General features: G+C 68.8%; 16 protein-coding genes. 13 read left to right on the forward strand and 3 right to left on the reverse strand.

Annotation, left to right across the window (positions count from 1 at the left end; genetic code table 11):
- Positions 1 to 130: 130 nt before the first annotated feature.
- The gene (locus QFZ26_RS07590) at positions 131 to 724 is read right to left on the reverse strand and encodes a nucleoside deaminase (RefSeq protein WP_307040787.1); all 594 of its coding nucleotides are present in this window, start codon (positions 722 to 724) and stop codon (positions 131 to 133) included.
- A gap of 409 nt (positions 725 to 1,133) precedes the next feature.
- Between QFZ26_RS07590 and QFZ26_RS07595 the strand changes: the two genes are divergently transcribed.
- Both QFZ26_RS07595 and QFZ26_RS07600 read left to right on the forward strand, forming a co-directional pair.
- Entirely contained in the window at positions 1,134 to 1,730 is a 597-nt protein-coding gene (locus QFZ26_RS07595) for a CGNR zinc finger domain-containing protein (RefSeq protein WP_307040789.1), read from the forward strand.
- Between the two features lie 77 nt (positions 1,731 to 1,807).
- A complete protein-coding gene (locus tag QFZ26_RS07600; protein ID WP_307040791.1) occupies positions 1,808 to 2,542 on the forward strand; it encodes a sirohydrochlorin chelatase in 735 nt (244 codons plus the stop codon).
- On the opposite strand, the gene QFZ26_RS07605 is transcribed toward QFZ26_RS07600, so the two are convergent.
- Entirely contained in the window at positions 2,539 to 2,640 is a 102-nt protein-coding gene (locus tag QFZ26_RS07605; RefSeq protein WP_307040793.1) for a hypothetical protein, read from the reverse strand. The two genes, QFZ26_RS07600 and QFZ26_RS07605, sit on opposite strands and share 4 nt — an antisense overlap.
- Before the next feature lie 142 nt (positions 2,641 to 2,782).
- Here QFZ26_RS07605 and QFZ26_RS07610 point away from each other — a divergent pair, with 142 nt between their 5' ends.
- From QFZ26_RS07610 to QFZ26_RS07625, 4 genes are all read left to right on the forward strand, one after another.
- Positions 2,783 to 4,012, forward strand: a complete 1,230-nt coding sequence (locus QFZ26_RS07610) for a DUF222 domain-containing protein (protein WP_307040795.1) — start codon at positions 2,783 to 2,785, stop codon at positions 4,010 to 4,012.
- A 68-nt stretch (positions 4,013 to 4,080) separates the two neighbouring features.
- On the forward strand, positions 4,081 to 4,386 hold the full coding sequence (locus QFZ26_RS07615; protein WP_307040798.1) for a hypothetical protein: 306 nt from the start codon (positions 4,081 to 4,083) through the stop codon (positions 4,384 to 4,386).
- Between the two features lie 70 nt (positions 4,387 to 4,456).
- Complete coding sequence (locus tag QFZ26_RS07620) at positions 4,457 to 5,884, forward strand: hypothetical protein (RefSeq protein ID WP_307040800.1); 1,428 nt, start codon at positions 4,457 to 4,459, stop codon at positions 5,882 to 5,884.
- Positions 5,885 to 6,331: 447 nt separating this feature from the next.
- The gene (locus tag QFZ26_RS07625; RefSeq protein WP_444876238.1) at positions 6,332 to 6,997 is read left to right on the forward strand and encodes a rolling circle replication-associated protein; all 666 of its coding nucleotides are present in this window, start codon (positions 6,332 to 6,334) and stop codon (positions 6,995 to 6,997) included.
- A gap of 176 nt (positions 6,998 to 7,173) precedes the next feature.
- Here the strand turns inward: QFZ26_RS07625 and QFZ26_RS07630 are convergent, their stop codons facing one another.
- A complete protein-coding gene (locus QFZ26_RS07630) occupies positions 7,174 to 8,577 on the reverse strand; it encodes a recombinase family protein (protein ID WP_307040804.1) in 1,404 nt (467 codons plus the stop codon).
- Between the two features lie 439 nt (positions 8,578 to 9,016).
- On the opposite strand from QFZ26_RS07630, the gene QFZ26_RS07635 reads away from it, so the two are divergent.
- From QFZ26_RS07635 to QFZ26_RS07665, 7 genes are read left to right on the forward strand one after another with little or no spacing between them, the layout of a single operon-like run.
- Positions 9,017 to 10,741 (forward strand): nitrite/sulfite reductase, encoded by a 1,725-nt coding sequence (locus QFZ26_RS07635; RefSeq protein WP_373460696.1) that lies wholly within the window; start codon positions 9,017 to 9,019, stop codon positions 10,739 to 10,741.
- Entirely contained in the window at positions 10,738 to 11,481 is a 744-nt protein-coding gene (locus QFZ26_RS07640) for a phosphoadenylyl-sulfate reductase (RefSeq protein ID WP_307040806.1), read from the forward strand. The genes QFZ26_RS07635 and QFZ26_RS07640 overlap by 4 nt, the downstream gene beginning before the upstream one ends.
- The gene (gene cysD, locus QFZ26_RS07645; RefSeq protein WP_307040808.1) at positions 11,478 to 12,401 is read left to right on the forward strand and encodes a sulfate adenylyltransferase subunit CysD; all 924 of its coding nucleotides are present in this window, start codon (positions 11,478 to 11,480) and stop codon (positions 12,399 to 12,401) included. Before QFZ26_RS07640 ends, cysD begins: the two co-directional genes overlap by 4 nt.
- Complete coding sequence (locus QFZ26_RS07650) at positions 12,401 to 13,789, forward strand: sulfate adenylyltransferase subunit 1 (RefSeq protein ID WP_307040810.1); 1,389 nt, start codon at positions 12,401 to 12,403, stop codon at positions 13,787 to 13,789. Before cysD ends, QFZ26_RS07650 begins: the two co-directional genes overlap by 1 nt.
- On the forward strand, positions 13,786 to 14,910 hold the full coding sequence (locus QFZ26_RS07655) for an ABC transporter substrate-binding protein (protein WP_307040812.1): 1,125 nt from the start codon (positions 13,786 to 13,788) through the stop codon (positions 14,908 to 14,910). The genes QFZ26_RS07650 and QFZ26_RS07655 overlap by 4 nt, the downstream gene beginning before the upstream one ends.
- 8 nt (positions 14,911 to 14,918) lie before the next feature.
- Positions 14,919 to 15,662: an ABC transporter ATP-binding protein gene (locus QFZ26_RS07660; protein ID WP_307040814.1), complete on the forward strand. Its 744-nt coding sequence runs from the start codon at positions 14,919 to 14,921 to the stop codon at positions 15,660 to 15,662.
- Complete coding sequence (locus tag QFZ26_RS07665; protein WP_307040816.1) at positions 15,652 to 16,572, forward strand: ABC transporter permease; 921 nt, start codon at positions 15,652 to 15,654, stop codon at positions 16,570 to 16,572. The genes QFZ26_RS07660 and QFZ26_RS07665 overlap by 11 nt, the downstream gene beginning before the upstream one ends.
- The last annotated feature ends 111 nt before the right edge of the window (positions 16,573 to 16,683 follow it).

A 16,683-nucleotide genomic window follows, 5' to 3' on the forward strand; every position in this document is an offset into this window, starting at 1 on the left:
CGGGGAAGACTCGCCGGCGTCGCCGGCGTGCTGTTCCGCTGAATACCGGGTGAACGTACGCGGATGCGCGGGCGCAGGGGCATCCGTCGCTCAAGTGAGCAGGTCGCCCTCGAGACGCTCGACGGGCGGCTCAGACACCGCCGCGCGCGTTGTAGACGACCGCGTCGGAGGCGCCGAACGCGCGGAACACCTCGATCGCGTCATCGTGCCCGAGGCCGACGGCGACGCGGATGCCCCGACGCTCGAACTCGCCGACCCAATCGGCCGGCATCGGCCCCTCGTCGAACCCCGTGAGCTCCTCGACCTCGCGGCCCTCGCCCGCGATCGCGAGGCTCCGCACCCCCGCCCACATGGCGGCGCCGTAACACATCACGCACGGCCGCCAGTTGACGACGAGCTCGAGTTCGGCGCCGTCGGCGCCCAGGTCCCACCGGCCGAGCGCGCGCTGCGCGAGGCTCAGCGCCATGACCTCGGCGTGCATCGTGCTGAGGTTCGTGCCGAGCACCATGTTCACGCCCACCGAGACGAGGGCACCGGATGCCGCGTCGACGACGATCGCGGCGAACGGCCCGCCGTTGCCCGCCCGCCAGTTTCGGTCGGCCAGGCGGTTCGCGAGCCGCATGCGCTGCTCGGCGGTGGTGAGCGGCTCCGCGGCGAGCGCGGGCAGCTCGTCGACGAGCCACGGCGGCAGGGATGCGGAGAACTCGTCGCTGAGCGTGGACATACGCCACATTCTCCGCCCCGGCGCATCCGATCGCCAGCAGCGGGCACGGCTGGGTGCGTGTGCGGCGGCATCGACACAGCACGGACCTCGGTTACCTGTGCAGTATCCCGAACGCCCAAGGCGGGATCTGGTCGACCCACTCCTGACGTCTGGTGCGCCGCTCTGCCCTGGTCTCACGTCGTCTCGCGCGCCACTCCGCGAAGCGCGGTCGACGGGATCGCTCCTGCTCTGTTCCCCCGCGTTCGCTTGCGGACGCGCTGGGAGCCTGGAATCGAGCGTCGTTTCCGCTTGCTCCATCGATCGCTGACATCGCCCCGTCTCCGTTCCTAGTCACACCGGCTATTTGCATTCACCGGTGTCACCAGCTTGACGTTGGGAATTACACCTGTCAAGTGCTTATACTGGTGTCATGGGTGTGCAAACGGATCTGGCATTCCAGAAGGAAGACGACGTCATCCCGCCGGCTCTCCGGCTCGTGCGGGACTTCGTCAACACCGTCGAGTACCAAGTCGACGACGAGCGCTTGAATGAACCGAGCGATCTCAGCGAGTGGCTCGTCGAGCGGCAGCTCCTGAGATCAGCGGTCACCGTGACAGTTGAAGATCTCGACTTCGCGAAAACCCTGCGGGAGGGACTTCGCGGTGTGCTCGAACTGCACGCGGGCCACGATGCAGATGCATCGGCGATCCGACGACTCAATGAAGCGCTCGAAGAGCTGCCGGTACGCGTGTCATTCGGCGAGACCGAGACGTTCGGCCTCGTCCCTGCGAGCGCGGACCCGATTCGCGAAGCGCTCGGCGGCATGCTCGATGCGGTGCGCCAGTCGAGCGAGGACGGCACCTGGGCTCGACTGAAGGCCTGCGCTCGTGACTCGTGCCGCTGGGCGTACTACGACCACTCTCGCAACCGGTCGAGCAGATGGTGCACGATGGCGGGTTGCGGCAACGCCGTGAAGATGAAGAAGGCCTACGCCGCCCGAAAGGCACGCCCGCACGCGACCACCTGACAATCCGTGACGCCGACGCTGCGTCACGGATGGTCGCGACGGATGCAGCGACCGCGCATCTTTGCAAGCATGGGCGGATGGCCGCACGACCCCCCGCCCTCGTCGGAATCTCGCATGGCACCTCGTCGCCCGAGGGTCGCCGCGCCGTGCGTGGGCTGCATGACGCCGTCGTGGCCGCGGCCACCGAGCGGCATCCGGATGCCACGCCCACCGTTCGGCTCGGACACGTCGACGTCGAGCAACCCGACGTGCCGACGACGCTCGCGTCGCTCGACCCCGGCGAGCCCGCCGTCGTCGTGCCGCTGCTGTTGTCGGCGGGGTACCACGTGCATGTCGACCTGACCGAAGCGATCGCGGATACCGCGGGGTCCGGGCGGCGCGTCGTGCTCGCCGGTGCGCTCGGCCCCGACGACCGGCTCGCGGCGGTGCTCGCGCGACGGCTCGCCGCGGCGGGCGTCCGCGACGACGACTCCGTCGTGCTCTCGGTCGCCGGCTCGAGCGACGCGCGCGCCGTGCGTGATTGCCGCGACATGGCCGAGCGGCTCGCCGCGGCATCCGGTCGGGACATCCGCATCGGGTTCCTCTCGGCGGCCGAGCCGCTGCTGCCCGACGCTGTCGCCGCGGCACGAGCGGATGCCCCGGGCGCGCGCGTCGTCGTCGCGAGCTACCTGCTTGCGCCCGGGTACTTCCAGGATCTCGCCGAGCGCGCGGGCGCCGACGTCGTCACGCGGCCGCTGCTGGTCGTCCACGCGCCGGTGCCGCACGAGCTCGTCGAGATCGTGCTCGACCGCTACGACGCGGCGGTCGTCTAGCGGGCGTCTTCTTGCGTGATGTCGCGCAGCGCGTCGAGGTGACGGGAGAAGGCGGCGTGGCCGCTCGGCGTCAGCCGCAACCAGGTGCGCGGACGCATTTTGGCAAGTACTTTCCACCAAGGTCAAGATCGACTTGTCCTCCACATGCCCACTTGCGACAGACTTGTCCACAGCATAAGCGCTGATCAACCGCTATTTCTGGCGCACTCGAATGTCGGTGGATGGGTGCAGGATCAAAGCATGGAACAGCCACTCCACCAACTCGAGCGAGACTTCGCGGCGCTGCGAGACGGGTGGGCAGGGGCGCTGCCCGCGTTCGGTGCCATCGCCGGTTCGACGCAGGCGGAGTTCGAGCAGATGAGCGACGCCGGCCTGGTCGAGGTGACCGACCGGCTCGCTCGCATCCATCGCGAAATCGAAGCGATCCTGACCCGGGCCGCCGGCGAGATCGCGCGGCGGTCGGGCCCGGAGTTCGGCGACGCCGGCCTCGCGAAGACGCACGGCTTCCACAACGCGGCGCGGCTGATCGCGGCATCGCTCGGTGGGTCGCGTGCCGACGCTGCGAGACTCGTCGCGGTCGGCGCGGCCACCGCCGAGCGGCTGACATTCGGCGCAGAGCGGCTGCCGTCGAGGCATCCGCACGTGGCCGCCGCCCTGCACGACGCGGTGATCAGTGTCGACGCCGCTGCCGCGATCACGGGCATGCTCAACCGGGTCGCGCTCCGAGCCGACCCGGTCATCGCCGACGTCGTAGAAGCCGCACTCGTCGAGCTTGCCGCGAACGCGCCGCTCGAGCTGCTCCTGCGCGGAGTCCGCGAGGCCGAAGCCCGTCTCGACCACGACGGCGTCGAACCACGCGACGAGCTCCTCAGCCGAGCACGATCGCTCACGATGCGTGAAGACGGCAACGGCATGCTGCACCTGCATGCTCGGCTCGACCCTGAAACGGCCGCGCCGGTCAAGGCGGCGATCGATGCGCTCGTGAGCGACGTGCTCCGCCGCGAGCCCACTGCCTGCGACACGTCGCCGGTCATCGACGACCCGCGATCGATCCCGCAGATGCAGGCCGATGCACTTGCGGCGCTCGCCCTGCACGCGCTCGGCTGCACCCAGACCCTCACCCCGCTCGTGAAGACGACGGTCGTCGTGCGCATGAGCCTCGACAGCCTCACCGGTGCGCTCGGTCACGCGACCATCGACGGGCTCGACCAGCCGGTCTCCGCCGCCACGGCGCGTCGCATGGCCGCCGACGCCGAACTCATCCCAGCGGTCTTCGGGGGCGACAGCCTCCCGCTCGACCTCGGTCGCACCGCTCGCCTGTTCACGCGCGCTCAGCGCCTCGCCCTCGCCGAACGCGACGGCGGCTGTGCATCCTGCGGCCACAACATCACCTACGCGCACGCGCACCACATCCGCTGGTGGCAACGCGACACCGGGCCGACCGACCTCAGCAACGGCGTCAATTCCTAATACACCCCGTGCGAGTTCCGCCATGATTGCCTTGCCACAGGAGACTCACGCAATCGAGAGGTGGAGGAATGAGCGACGACTGGAACCTGAAAATTGAGTTGTCTGAGCTGCGACGAGCAATTGACCGCGTTCTTGATCACGTGGAGGAGGAGAACGGCGGCACGGTCACTATTCCAGCCGACTACTTCTGGTCCGTGCCCGCGTCGGACATCTACGACGTCAGCGCGCCGCCGGAATTGACCATCGGACAGTTGTCGGAGTCGTGGGACAACCTGAACGAAGAGCGTGCAGGGATGAGCAAGCACACGATCTCATTCGCCTCGGTCTGGCTGGGCGACATCATGAAAGCGATCGGGCACCACTCGGTGCCGTAATAGCGTCAATCGTCAAAAAGCCCTCATCGTGCATGGCTTGTCAGCGCGCCTGTATTGACATACTGACGGCATGGCGGAAATTGCTGGTCGCGAAGAGCTTTACGTGCCCGATCGATTCGAGCAGCTCCGCGAGGTGGGGACCGGGCAGTTGCAGTCGGTTGTATTTCCCGTCGAGAGCACTCTGTCTCGCTTTTCGGAGCGCTTCACCGACATGAGGGGCGCCCGCCGTGGAGGGTTCTGGATCGTCCGCGGCGCTCCTGGCTCCGGCAAATCGACATTCCTCGATACTGTTGGCCTCTTTCGAAGCCCGGTGACAACGATTCGTATCCCTTTTGACGCGGACATCGGGACTGAATTGCGCACCACCCCTCCGTCGCCCACCGCTCGCATCGTGGTGATCGAAGGTCGTGAAGCATTGCTCGATGTCAGCGAGGCGGCATTGGAGGCGTCGATGCACGCGATCAACACATTTGTGAGGTCGCCCGCTGGCTTGAACACCCTTGTCGTGTGGCCGACAAACACGGATGACTTGACGGACGCGCTTCTCGCACTCGGGAACCGGCTCGGCGGCCTCGCGCTTATGTCCGCGGATCCGGTCGTCCAATTCACGGGGCCAGATCCAAGCACATACATCCAGATTGCTGAGCGGACAGTCGGCGCACTCAACGAAGGTGCTTCCCTTACTGCGCTGGGTGTTTCTCAGGAGGAGGCTCAGGACTTGGTGTCGGCGGCACCCACTGTCGGTGACTACCTGACACTCCTGCGGGCGAAGCTGATTCAGAACGGCGCTCATGTGCGCGAACTGCTAGCAAACGAGCAGCCTCGTGTCTGGACTGTCGTGATCGCAGGAAATGATCCAGAGGGCGACGTGGCTGCACTGACGCGCGGCGGATTCGCGTATGCGGACGTGGATCGGCTGCTGACCGCTACAAACGCAAACGTCGTAGCCGAGATCCGGTCGCAGCCGGACACCATCGGCATCCTAGGTACGGTTCTCGACGCCAAGATCTTGCACATCGAGATGCTGGCGATTTTGGCCATCGCACGCACGTTTGCTGACGACGCACTTCGTGCCGAGATGCGAGCCCAGGGCCTTTCGGTTAGCAGAGACGCTTCGGCCTCCGAACGGCTGAGGGCAAGTCAGCTCGGGCTCATCCTCAATGGGGATTCACTGGGCACGCGTCGGCGGGGCGGGCGAGCTGGCAGCAGCACACTGACAGCCTTCCGAGGCCTCGCGAGCATTGCGCAGAATAGGGACGGGCTATTGAACCGCGCGATCGGCGAAGCAGTTGTTCAAACTGGGCTAGCGGATTCATATGAACTGGAAGTTGAGATCGGAAGCGACTTCAGATTTCAAAGCGACGTGCTTCTCCGGCGCGGAGACGATCGGATTCGTCTCGAAATCATGTGGCGGACCGAGACTGGGCAAGCAGCCATCTCCAACTATGTGCTCGGCAAGCTCCGCAACTACGCGAGGGCAATCGGACTGATGTCCTAAGAACGCGCCCTAGGCGCGCCCTTGACTTGAATCTGCAACATAACTCGGGAGTCCTGTAACGCCGTCGTCGGCAAGCGTTCACCCCCGCCAGGGGGTGAACGCGCGGCAGTTTGTGCCCCGCTCGTGGTGTTGATGAATGTCGGTGGGCTCGGGTTTACTGGAACCAATCTCGGTTAAGGGGCATCCCAGATCCCGTCGGGAGGACAAATGAGACTGAGCGAGGAGCCCTTGTCTGGGAGGGCTGCGCGACACTAATCGGCCAGTGCCCGTCGCGCGAAAGCTACCCATCCCCGTTTGGGCCGACCTCTTGTCGGCGCCATCGAACGGGTTCTCGTGTCAGTCTCTCCCGCACCCTCATCTCTGTCCTTTCTCGCACGCCCGGACGCGGGTTGGTCCTTCACGCTCTGCCCAACCGCAGGCGAGGGCGGCGGCTCGTTCCAACGTTCAGTGCGCCACGTTCCGGAGTACGTCGCACGAGGCGCAGCGAAGGATCCCGAACGCGCCATAGCGGAGGCAGGTCGGCGTGCGAGGTCACGTCTTCGTCGGTACTGCGCTGCAAACCGGTTGAACCGACTGGGCACGTTGACGTATCGCGGCGTGGGCAATCATGACCCGGCGCTGCTCCGCGAACATCTGGGTGACTTCTTCCGGAACCTCCGGGATGGTCTGGGCGGCAACCCGTTGCCGTATGCGTGGGTGCCGGAGTGGCACAAGACCAACCACGGGCTGCATGCGCATTTCGCGGTGGGGAAGTACATCAAGCGGCGGCTGATCGATGAGGCGTGGGGTCACGGGTACATCGGAATCAAGTTGATCGGCGACCTGCCGGTCGGTGCGGGCGCCTTGTCCGAGGCCCGCATCGCGGCGACGTACCTGTCGAAGTACGTTGCAAAGACGTTCGCGGATCCGGTCGCCCGTGACCTGGGCTTGCATCGGTATGACGTCGCGCAGGGCTTCCAGCCCGAACGGATCGGCCTCACGGGCACGTCGGCGCAGGCCGTGGTCGATGAGGCATCGGAGTTGATGGGCGGCGACCCGTTCACCCGGTGGTCGTCGTCGGAGAATCCGGACTGGCAGGGCGCTCCCGCGATCTGGGCTCAGTGGGGCCGCTGATGCTCAACGTTGATCTGGAATCAGTGCGGGCATGGTTGGTCGCCTCGTGTGTGGCACAAGGCGTGCCGGTGCACCTGACAGATCCGGCAATCGTGTCCCGGCTCGGGGTGCTGCTCGGGGCGTCCGGGGGACGCGGCGTGCAGCCCCGGAGGGGCGCCGCCGCGACCCCGGAGCCCCTAGGAGGCCCAGTGGGGAACGATGCGGGAAGGGTCGAGGGTTCGGGCTCCTGACCTGCCCGGAAGGATCGTCGCGTGCTCCACGACGGCACGAACGATCGCATGCTGCCGGTCGAGGTTCAGCTGATCCCACGAGCCCATCAGCGCGGCGCCATTCCCGACGAGCCCATCGAGGGCGTGGGTTCCGCTGATCTGATCGAGTTGTCGTTGTGCAGCGACCACGCGTGATTCAGCGGGCTTGCGCGCGGCGAGGAGTTCGGCTCGGGAGATCTCGCCTGTACCGAACATCTCGGCGAGCTCGCTCAACGTTGACTGTGCCGCCGCAAGCTCGGTCACGAGTGCGGAGTGTCGTTCATCTGCGGCGGCGCGTCCGGCAAGGGTGTCGGACATTGCGGGGGTGTCCAGCCGGAGCAGCACGGCAGCCGCGATCCATTCCTCGACCGGCTGGGCCACAACGGTCAGCCCGCCGCAACCGCCGTGATCGGGGCCGGACATGCACACGTAGCGGCGGCGATCCTGCCTGGCGGAACTGTAGAGCCGATTCCCACACTTACCGCATCGGAGGAGCCCGCTGAGCAGGTAGCGGCGGGGTGCTCGGCGCCCGGTGCGCTGCTTCGATCGCATGGTAGCGAGGATCTGCTCGTGCTCGCCCGGGCTGATGATCGCCGGCCACGCTGCGGGGCCGGCGGGTTCGCCGAGATGATCCCGGATCCCGGCGATCCGCCCGCCTGCGAGGATCTGGCGCAGAGTCGGCGTGCGCCATTCCGCGGCCTTCGCCATTGTTGGGATCTGCTGCTCGTTCATCCACGTCACCAGCGACCGCAGCGATTCACCCGCGAGGAACCGAGCCACCAGTTGGCGAATGATCTCGGCCTCGGATTCCCGGACCGTGAGCTTGTCGGGCTCATACCCGAACGGGCGCTGTGCCCCGCCGTTCGGCTTGCCCTGCTCGACGTTCTGCTGGATCTTCCGTTTGATGCGCGCCGACTTCCGGGCGGACTCGTTCGCCGCGACGGCTGCCGTGATCCGGGCAACGAGCATGCCGTTGTCATTGCCGAAGTCGATATCCGACGTGACGGTCGCCAACTGTTCGACCCCGGCCCGATCGCACAGCTCAACGAACTGCTCCCACTCCATCGGGCGGCGCGTCAGCCGATCCTGGTGATACGCGACGACTGCATCGATGCGGCCCGCTTCGATGTCGGCGAGCATTCGGGCGTACTCGGGTCGCTGCTTGCCCCGGTAAGCGGAGACGTCATTGTCCACGTACTCGGCGGCGACGGTCCAGCCTCGGTCGGCGGCGAGTCGGCGGCAGTCCTCGAGCTGGCGTGCCACACCCAAACCTTCGCCCGTCTGATCGCTCGATATGCGGGCGTAGATTGCTGCAGACTTCACCGTCTTCATAGAGGTCACATTAGTGATTGACGGGCAACGGGGTGATGCTGTGCAGCTTCTGCCACCGCCAGATCCATCGTCACGGATGCGAGATTCGCGGCGATCGCAACCGGATCTGGTTCATCCCACCGCCGCACATCGACCCGCACCGTACACCTCGGCCCGGCGGACGGGCACGATTCGAGGTGGCTGCGGCGCTGAGCGCGTGAGCGGCTGACGCGGCATCCGGCCGCCTGCCCCCGGCCAAGGTGTCAAGACTGTGACGCAATGCGACGCACTGCGACGGGCCGTGACGCAGCGTGACAGGGGCAGTCGTCACGAACGTGCCGCTGCCGCCCGCCTCGCTTAGCGTCTCCCCATCGGCGGCGAACCCGCCACGTCCGGCTGACACAGGACCGGATGACACAGAACCAGACGACACAGACCGAGCACCATCGGGGAGGCAGACGTGACGCTGCGCGAAGCGAGCACCACCACGCACCGTGCCGAGGCGCGCCCGCCGCGGCCCCCGAGCCGTCCGAACGGCCAATGGAAGATCGACGGCACCGCTCCGCTCAACGGCAACGAGGAGTGGAAGCAGGCCGACAACGGCCTGAGTGTGCGCGACCGCATCGAGAAGCTCTACTCGAAGGGCGGGTTCGCGTCGATCGACCCAACCGACCTGCACGGCCGTTTCCGCGTGTGGGGCCTGTACACGCAGCGCAAGCCGGGCATCGACGGGGGCCGCACCGCGACCCTCGAGCCGCACGAGCTCGAAGACGAGTACTTCATGCTCCGCGTGCGCATCGACGGCGGGCAGCTCACGACCGAGCAGCTTCGCGTGATCGCCGACATCTCGATCGACTTCGGGCGCGACACCGCCGATCTCACCGACCGCCAGAACGTGCAGTTGCACTGGATCCGCGTCGAGGACGTGCCCGAGATCTGGCGGCGCCTCGAGGCCGTCGGACTCGGAACGACCGAGGCCTGCGGCGATGTGCCCCGCGTGGTGCTCGGCTCGCCGGTCGCCGGCATCGCCGCCGACGAGTTGATCGACCCGACCGCGCAGATCGACGCGATCACGAGCCGGTTCATCGGCGACGAGACGCTCGCCAACCTTCCGCGCAAGTTCAAGACGGCCATCACCGGCCACCCCAGCCAAGACGTCGTGCACGAGATCAACGACGTCGCGTTCGTCGCGGTTGCTCACCCCGAACTCGGCATCGGCTACGACCTGTGGGTCGGCGGCGGGCTCTCCACCACGCCGCGGCTCGCCGAGCGCCTCGGCGTCTTCGTCGCCCCCGACCGCGTGGCCGAGGCCTGGCACGGCGTCGCCCAGATCTTCCGCGACTACGGCTACCGGCGCTTGCGCAACAAGGCGCGCCTCAAGTTCCTGCTCGCCGACTGGGGCACTGAGAAGTTCCGCCAGGTGCTCGAGGCCGAGTACCTCGAGTCGCCGCTGCCCGACGGCCCCGCGGCGCCCAAGCCGCTCGCGCACGGCGATCACGTCGGCGTGCACCGCCAGAAGGACGGCCGGTTCTACGTCGGCGCGACGCCGATCGTCGGCCGCGTCTCGGGCCCGACCCTCGCCAGGCTCGCGGAACTCATCGAAGCGCACGGCTCATCGCGCCTGCGCACGACGCCGCACCAGAAGATCGTCATCCTCGACATCCCCGAAGATCGCGTCGAGTCGCTCATCACGGGCCTCGACGAGCTCGGCCTCTCAGCCCGGCCGAGCCTCATCCGCCGCGGCACGATCGCCTGCACGGGCATCGAGTTCTGCAAGCTCGCGATCGTCGAGACCAAGGCGTTCGCGACCGCGGCCGTGCTCGATCTCGAGCGCACGCTCGACGGCTTCGACCTGCCGCACCCGATCAGCCTGCACGTCAACGGCTGCCCGAACTCGTGCGCGCGCATCCAGACGGCGGACATCGGCCTCAAGGGCCAGCTGATCATGGATGACGACGGCCAGCAGGTGCCCGGCTACCAGGTGCACCTCGGCGGCGGGCTCGCGACGGCCGATCGTGAAGAGGCGGGTCTCGGCCGCACGGTTCGCGGACTCAAGGTGGCCGCCGACGGCATCGCCGACTACGTCGAGCGGGTCGTCAAGCGCTTCCTCGACAGCCGTGACGCCGAGGCCGACGAGACGTTCGCCGAATGGGCGCACCGCGTCGACGAGGAGGAGCTGCGATGAGCGTGTCACTCGCCCCCCGGGCCGCCACGCTGCGGTCGCGCGACGAGCTGCGGGCGATCGCCGAGGCGGGCAACGTCGAACTCGGCAGCCTCACCGGCCACGAGGCATCCGCTGCCGAAGTCGTCGCCTGGGTCGCCGAGCACTTCGCGACGGATGCCGCAGCGATCGCCTGCTCGATGGCCGACGCCGTGCTGCCGCACGTCGTCGCCGAACGCCTGCCCGGCATCGACGTGCTCTTCCTCGACACGGGGTACCACTTCACCGAGACGCACGTCACGCGCGACGAGGTCGCCCGGGCGCTCGACGTGCGGGTCGTCGACGTGCTGCCCGAGCGAACCGTCGCGCAGCAAGAAGCCGAGTTCGGCGCGAAGCTGTTCTCCCGCGATCCGGCGCAGTGCTGCGCCATGCGCAAGGTCGCCCCGCTGCAGCAGGCGCTCTCGGGCTACGAGCTGTGGTTCACGGGTGTGCGTCGTGAAGAGGCGCCCACCCGAACGACCACCCCGCTCGTGCAGTGGGACGACCGCAACGGTCTCGTCAAGGTGAACCCGCTCGCCGCGTGGAGCTTCGACGAGCTGACCGACTACGCGGGCGTGCACCAGGTGCCTGTGAATCTTTTGATGTCGCACGGCTACCCCTCGATCGGTTGCGAGCCGTGCACGAAGCCCGTCGCCGCGGGCGAAGACCCGAGGTCGGGCCGCTGGGCGGGCCTCGCCAAGACGGAATGCGGGTTGCACCTATGAGCGCCACCGACACGATCGCCACGAGCACGCAGCTCGACGCGCTCGACGCACTCGAGTCCGAGGCCATCCACATCATCCGCGAGGTCGTCGCCGAGTTCGAGCGGCCCGTGCTGCTCTTCTCCGGCGGCAAGGACTCCGTCGTCGTGCTGCACCTCGCCGCCAAGGCGTTCTGGCCGGCGCGCGTGCCGTTCCCCGTGCTGCACGTCGACACGGGGCACAACTTCCCCGAGGTCATCGCGTTCCGCGACGAGACCGTCGCGCGCCTCGGCATCCGTCTCGAAGTGGCATCCGTTCAGGACTACCTCGACGACGGCCGCCTGCAGGAGCGTGCCGACGGCACCCGCAACCCGCTGCAGACGCAGCCCCTGCTCGACGCGATCGCGGCGGGGAGGCACGACGCCGTCTTCGGCGGCGCCCGCCGCGATGAAGACAAGGCCCGCGCCAAGGAGCGCATCCTGAGCCTCCGCGACGAGTTCGGCCAGTGGGACCCGCGCAACCAGCGCCCCGAGCTCTGGGACCTCTACAACGGTCGTCACACCGTCGGCCAGCACGTGCGCGCGTTCCCCATCTCGAACTGGACCGAGCTCGACGTGTGGCGTTACCTCGAGCGCGAGCAGATCGCGCTGCCGCCGCTGTACTTCGCGCATGAGCGCGAGGTGTACCGCCGCGACGGCATGTGGCGCGCCGTGAGCGACGTGTCGCCCGCGCGTCCGGGCGAGGTCGTCGAGACGCGCACCGTGCGGTACCGCACCGTCGGCGACATGAGCTGCACGGGCGCGGTCGAGTCCGACGCGGCATCCGTCGCCGACGTCGTCGCCGAGGTCGCCACGTCGACCATCACCGAGCGGGGCGCGACCCGCGCCGACGATCGCATCTCCGAGGCCGCCATGGAGGACCGCAAGAAGGACGGGTACTTCTGATGACCGACGCCACGCATACGACGCCCGCCCAGAGCACGCTCTTCCGCTTCGCGACCGCCGGTTCCGTCGACGACGGCAAGTCCACGCTCGTCGGCCGCCTGCTGCACGACTCGAAGGCGATCCTGGCCGACCAGCTCGAGTCGGTCGCCCGCACCTCCGCCGAGCGCGGCTTCGGCGGCGAGCCGGGCGCGATCGATTTCGCCCTGCTCACCGACGGGCTCCGCGCCGAGCGCGAGCAGGGCATCACGATCGACGTCGCCTACCGCTACTTCTCGACGGGCCGCCGCTCGTTCATCCTCGCCGACTGCCCCGGCCACGTGCAGTACACCCGCAACATGGTCACTGGCGCGACCACGGCCGACGCCGTCGTGGTGCTCATCGACGCGCGCAAGGGCGTGCTCGAGCAGACCCGCCGCCACCTCGCGGTCGTGCAGCTGCTGCGAGTGCCGCACGTGATCATCGCCGTCAACAAGATCGACCTGCTCGGCTACGACGAGCGGGCCTTCACGACGGTGGCCACGGATGTCTCCGCGCTCGTGCGCGAGTTCGGCCTGCCCGAGGCGCACGTCATCCCGGTGTCGGCCCTTGCGGGCGACAACGTCGTCGACCGCTCGGCGAACACGCCCTGGTACACCGGGCCGAGCCTGCTCGAGCTGCTCGAGTCGCTGCCCTCGCTCGATGAGTTCGAGACCGAGCTCGAGGCGCTCCGGATGCCGGTGCAGCTCGTCATCCGCCCGCAGGGCGCCGTGGCGCCCGGCGTCGACGACCCCGAGCTCTTCCGTGACTATCGCGCCGTGGCGGGCCGCATCGCGTCGGGCACCGTGCGGGTCGGCGACGCCGTGCAGGTGTTCCCTGGCGGCGCGACCACGACCGTCACGGGCATCGACGCCGGGCCGCGCGAGCTCGACGAGGCATCCGCCCCGCAATCCGTGTCGCTGCGCCTCGCCGACGAGCTCGATGCCGCTCGCGGTGCGGTCGTGGTGGCCGCCGGCGCACTGCCGGCGCCGCGCCGCGAGCTCGACGCTTCGCTGTTCTGGCTCGCCGCGACGCCGCTCCGGCCCGGCGCACGCGTGCTCGTGAAGTCGGGCACGAGCACCGTGCAGGCGATCGTGGCGACCATCCACGGCCGCCGCGACCTCGACTCGCTCGCCCTCGAACCGGCCGACGGGCTCGAGGTCAACGACATCGGACAGGCGACCATCCGCCTCGCGTTCGAGCTGCCCGTCGACGAATACGCCGCGCACCGCCGCGCGGGCGCGTTCCTCGTCATCGACCCGCAGAGCGGCGCCACCCTCGCCGCCGGGATCGTCACCGCACCGGTGACCCACCAAGCCGGCACCGCCGGAACCAGCACGACCACCACCGACACCGAAGGAGCAGCAGCATGACCGCATCATCACGCGTCAATTCCCGCCTCGGACTCGTCGGCGGCATGATGCTGGCCATCGCGATCGTCGCCGCGGCCGTGCTCGCCCTGAGCGGATGCGCTCCTCAGGCGGCCGCAGGTGAGGGGGCGGATGCCTCGGCGAACGCCTCGACCGAGCCAGCCGCCGAGCTGCGCCTCGGCTACTTCGCGAACGTCACCCACGCGCCGGCGCTCGTCGGCCTGGAAGAGGGCCTCTTCGCCGACGCGCTCGGCGACGCCACGCTCACGACCCAGGTCTTCAACGCCGGGCCAGCCGCGATCGAGGCCCTCTCGGCCGGCGCGATCGACGCCACGTACATCGGCCCGAACCCGTCGATCAACACGTTCATCCAGTCGGGCGGCCAGTCGGCGCACATCGTCGCCGGTGCCGCCACCGGCGGCGCGGCGCTCGTCGTGCGCGACGGCATCGACTCGGCCGACGACCTCGAGGGCACGACGCTCGCGACGCCGCAGCTCGGCAACACGCAAGACGTCGCGCTGCGCTCGTGGCTCGCCGGCGAGGGCTTCGAGACCGACACGACGGGCGGCGGCGACGTGCACATCACGCCGACCGACAACGCGCAGACGCTCACCCTGTTCCAGCAGGGCGGGATCGACGGCGCGTGGCTCCCCGAACCGTGGGTCTCGCGCCTGCTCGCCGACGGCGGCAACGGCGCACACGTGCTCGTCGACGAGGCCGACCTCTGGGACGACGGTGCGTTCCCCACGACCGTGCTGCTCGTGCGCGCCGAGTTCCTCGCCGAGCACCCCGAGACCGTCGAGGCGCTGCTCGAGGGCCACGTGGCATCCGTCGCCTGGCTCGACGAGCACGCCGACGAGGCGCCGACCGTGATCAACGCCGCCCTCGAGGCGGAGACGGGCAAGCCGCTCGCCGATGACGTCATCACCCGCGCACTCGAGCACGTGACCTTCTCGGTCGACCCGCACGCCGAGACCTTCGCGGCACTCGTCGAGAACGGCCTCGAGGCCGGCACGCAGAAGGAGGGCTCGATCGACGGGCTCTTCGACCTACGCCTCCTCAACGCGCTGCTCGAGGCCGACGGCGGCCACCCGGTCTCGGCCGGCGGCCTCGGCGAGGAGTAGGAGCACCCATGAGCGGGCAGACGGCCATCCGCATCGAGCAGGTGGGCAAGCGCTTCGGCGCCGGCCCCCTCGTGCTCGACGACGTGAACCTCGAAGTCGCGTCGGGTGAGTTCGTCTGCCTGCTCGGCGCCTCCGGCTGCGGCAAGTCGACGCTGCTGAACCTGATCGCGGGACTCGACCGACCGACGAGCGGCAGCATCGACGTGCCCGCCGAGGGCGCCGCCGTGATGTTCCAAGAGTCGGCGCTCATGCCCTGGCTCACCGCTCGGCAGAACGTCGAGCTCGCGCTGCGCCTCCGCGGCGTCGCTCGCTCGGCCCGGCGCGGCGAAGCCCTCGAACTGCTCGACACCGTGAACCTCGCGGATGCCGCCGAGAAGCGCCCGCACGAGCTCTCGGGCGGCATGCGACAGCGCGTCGCCCTCGCTCGCGCCCTGGCTCAGGACCGACCGGTGCTCCTCATGGACGAGCCGTTCGCCGCGCTCGACGCCATCACCCGAGACCTCCTGCACGAGGAGCTCGAACGGGTGTGGCGCCGCACCGGCCGCACGATCGTGTTCGTCACCCACAACGTGCGCGAGGCCGCACGGCTCGGGCAGCGCGTGGTGCTGCTCTCGAGCCGCCCCGGACGCGTCGCGGGCGAGTGGCGCATCGCCGAGACATCCGGCCGCCGCATCGAGTCGCCCGAGGTCGCGGCGCTCTCGATCGAGATCACCGACGAGCTCCGAAAGGAGATCCGCCGAAATGCCGCATGACACCGCAGTGCTCGAGGCGGAGGCCCGCACCCCCGAGGCATCCGCCCATGACGACCTCCGCAGCCTCGAAGCCGGCCTCGACCGCCTGCAGACCGACCCTGATCGCGTCCCGAGCTTCTGGCGTCGCTTCACGACGAGCGTGCTGCCGCCCATCCTCTTCGTGGTCGCGCTCGTCGCGGCGTGGCAGCTCTACGTGGTGATCGCGCAGCCCCGCCCCGACATCGTGCCGAGCCCGCTCGCCGTCGCCACCGCGATCGGCGACGCCTGGGAGAGCGGGCGCCTGCAGCTCGCGGTCGTCACGAGCCTCGAACGTGGCGTCTTCGGCTTCCTCATCGCGGTGCTCGTCGGCACGCCGCTGGGCCTGCTGCTCGCCGAGGTGAAGCCGTTGCGCCGCGCGATCGGCCCGATCATCTCGGGCCTGCAGGTGCTGCCGTCGGTCGCGTGGGTGCCCGCTGCGATCCTCTGGTTCGGCCTCACGGATGCCACGGTGTACTTCGTCGTGCTCATGGGCGCCGTGCCGTCGATCGTCAACGGCCTCATCGCGGGCGTCGAACAGGTGCCCCCGCAGCTGCGGCGGGTGGGCACGGTGCTGGGTGCGGGTCCGGGACGCCTCGCCGCCCTCGTCGTGCTCCCCGCCGCCCTCCCCGGCTACGTGGCCGGCCTCAAGCAGGGCTGGGCGTTCTCGTGGCGCTCGCTCATGGCCGCCGAGATCATCGCCACGGGCGGCACCATCGGCTTCGGGCTCGGCTCGATGCTCGACCAGAGCCGCGAGCTCGCCGACCTCGCGAGCGTGCTCGCGACGATCCTCGTGATCCTCGCGATCGGCATCCTCATCGAGCTCGTCTTCTTCGCCCCCCTCGAGCGGCGGATGCTCCGCCGCCGGGGCCTGCTCCAGGGAGGCACGAAGTGAACCGCCGCGAAGCGGCACCGCAGGTCTCGGCGCTCCGCGTCAAGCGCATCCGTACTGCAGGAAATTGGGAGGCAAAGGCACGTGACAGCGCGCGTGGGTCCCAATCTCCTG

Source organism: Agromyces ramosus (assembly GCF_030817175.1).
Lineage (GTDB): Bacteria > Actinomycetota > Actinomycetes > Actinomycetales > Microbacteriaceae > Agromyces > Agromyces ramosus_A.

Coding starts and splice junctions, on each gene's coding strand:
- QFZ26_RS07590 (WP_307040787.1), bottom strand. CDS start 724: ATGTCCACGCTCAGCGACGAGTTCTCCGCATCCCTGCCGCCGTGGCTC.
- QFZ26_RS07595 (WP_307040789.1), top strand. CDS start 1,134: ATGGGTGTGCAAACGGATCTGGCATTCCAGAAGGAAGACGACGTCATC.
- QFZ26_RS07600 (WP_307040791.1), top strand. CDS start 1,808: ATGGCCGCACGACCCCCCGCCCTCGTCGGAATCTCGCATGGCACCTCG.
- QFZ26_RS07605 (WP_307040793.1), bottom strand. CDS start 2,640: ATGCGTCCGCGCACCTGGTTGCGGCTGACGCCGAGCGGCCACGCCGCC.
- QFZ26_RS07610 (WP_307040795.1), top strand. CDS start 2,783: ATGGAACAGCCACTCCACCAACTCGAGCGAGACTTCGCGGCGCTGCGA.
- QFZ26_RS07615 (WP_307040798.1), top strand. CDS start 4,081: ATGAGCGACGACTGGAACCTGAAAATTGAGTTGTCTGAGCTGCGACGA.
- QFZ26_RS07620 (WP_307040800.1), top strand. CDS start 4,457: ATGGCGGAAATTGCTGGTCGCGAAGAGCTTTACGTGCCCGATCGATTC.
- QFZ26_RS07630 (WP_307040804.1), bottom strand. CDS start 8,577: ATGAAGACGGTGAAGTCTGCAGCAATCTACGCCCGCATATCGAGCGAT.
- QFZ26_RS07640 (WP_307040806.1), top strand. CDS start 10,738: ATGAGCGTGTCACTCGCCCCCCGGGCCGCCACGCTGCGGTCGCGCGAC.
- cysD (WP_307040808.1), top strand. CDS start 11,478: ATGAGCGCCACCGACACGATCGCCACGAGCACGCAGCTCGACGCGCTC.
- QFZ26_RS07650 (WP_307040810.1), top strand. CDS start 12,401: ATGACCGACGCCACGCATACGACGCCCGCCCAGAGCACGCTCTTCCGC.
- QFZ26_RS07655 (WP_307040812.1), top strand. CDS start 13,786: ATGACCGCATCATCACGCGTCAATTCCCGCCTCGGACTCGTCGGCGGC.
- QFZ26_RS07660 (WP_307040814.1), top strand. CDS start 14,919: ATGAGCGGGCAGACGGCCATCCGCATCGAGCAGGTGGGCAAGCGCTTC.
- QFZ26_RS07665 (WP_307040816.1), top strand. CDS start 15,652: ATGCCGCATGACACCGCAGTGCTCGAGGCGGAGGCCCGCACCCCCGAG.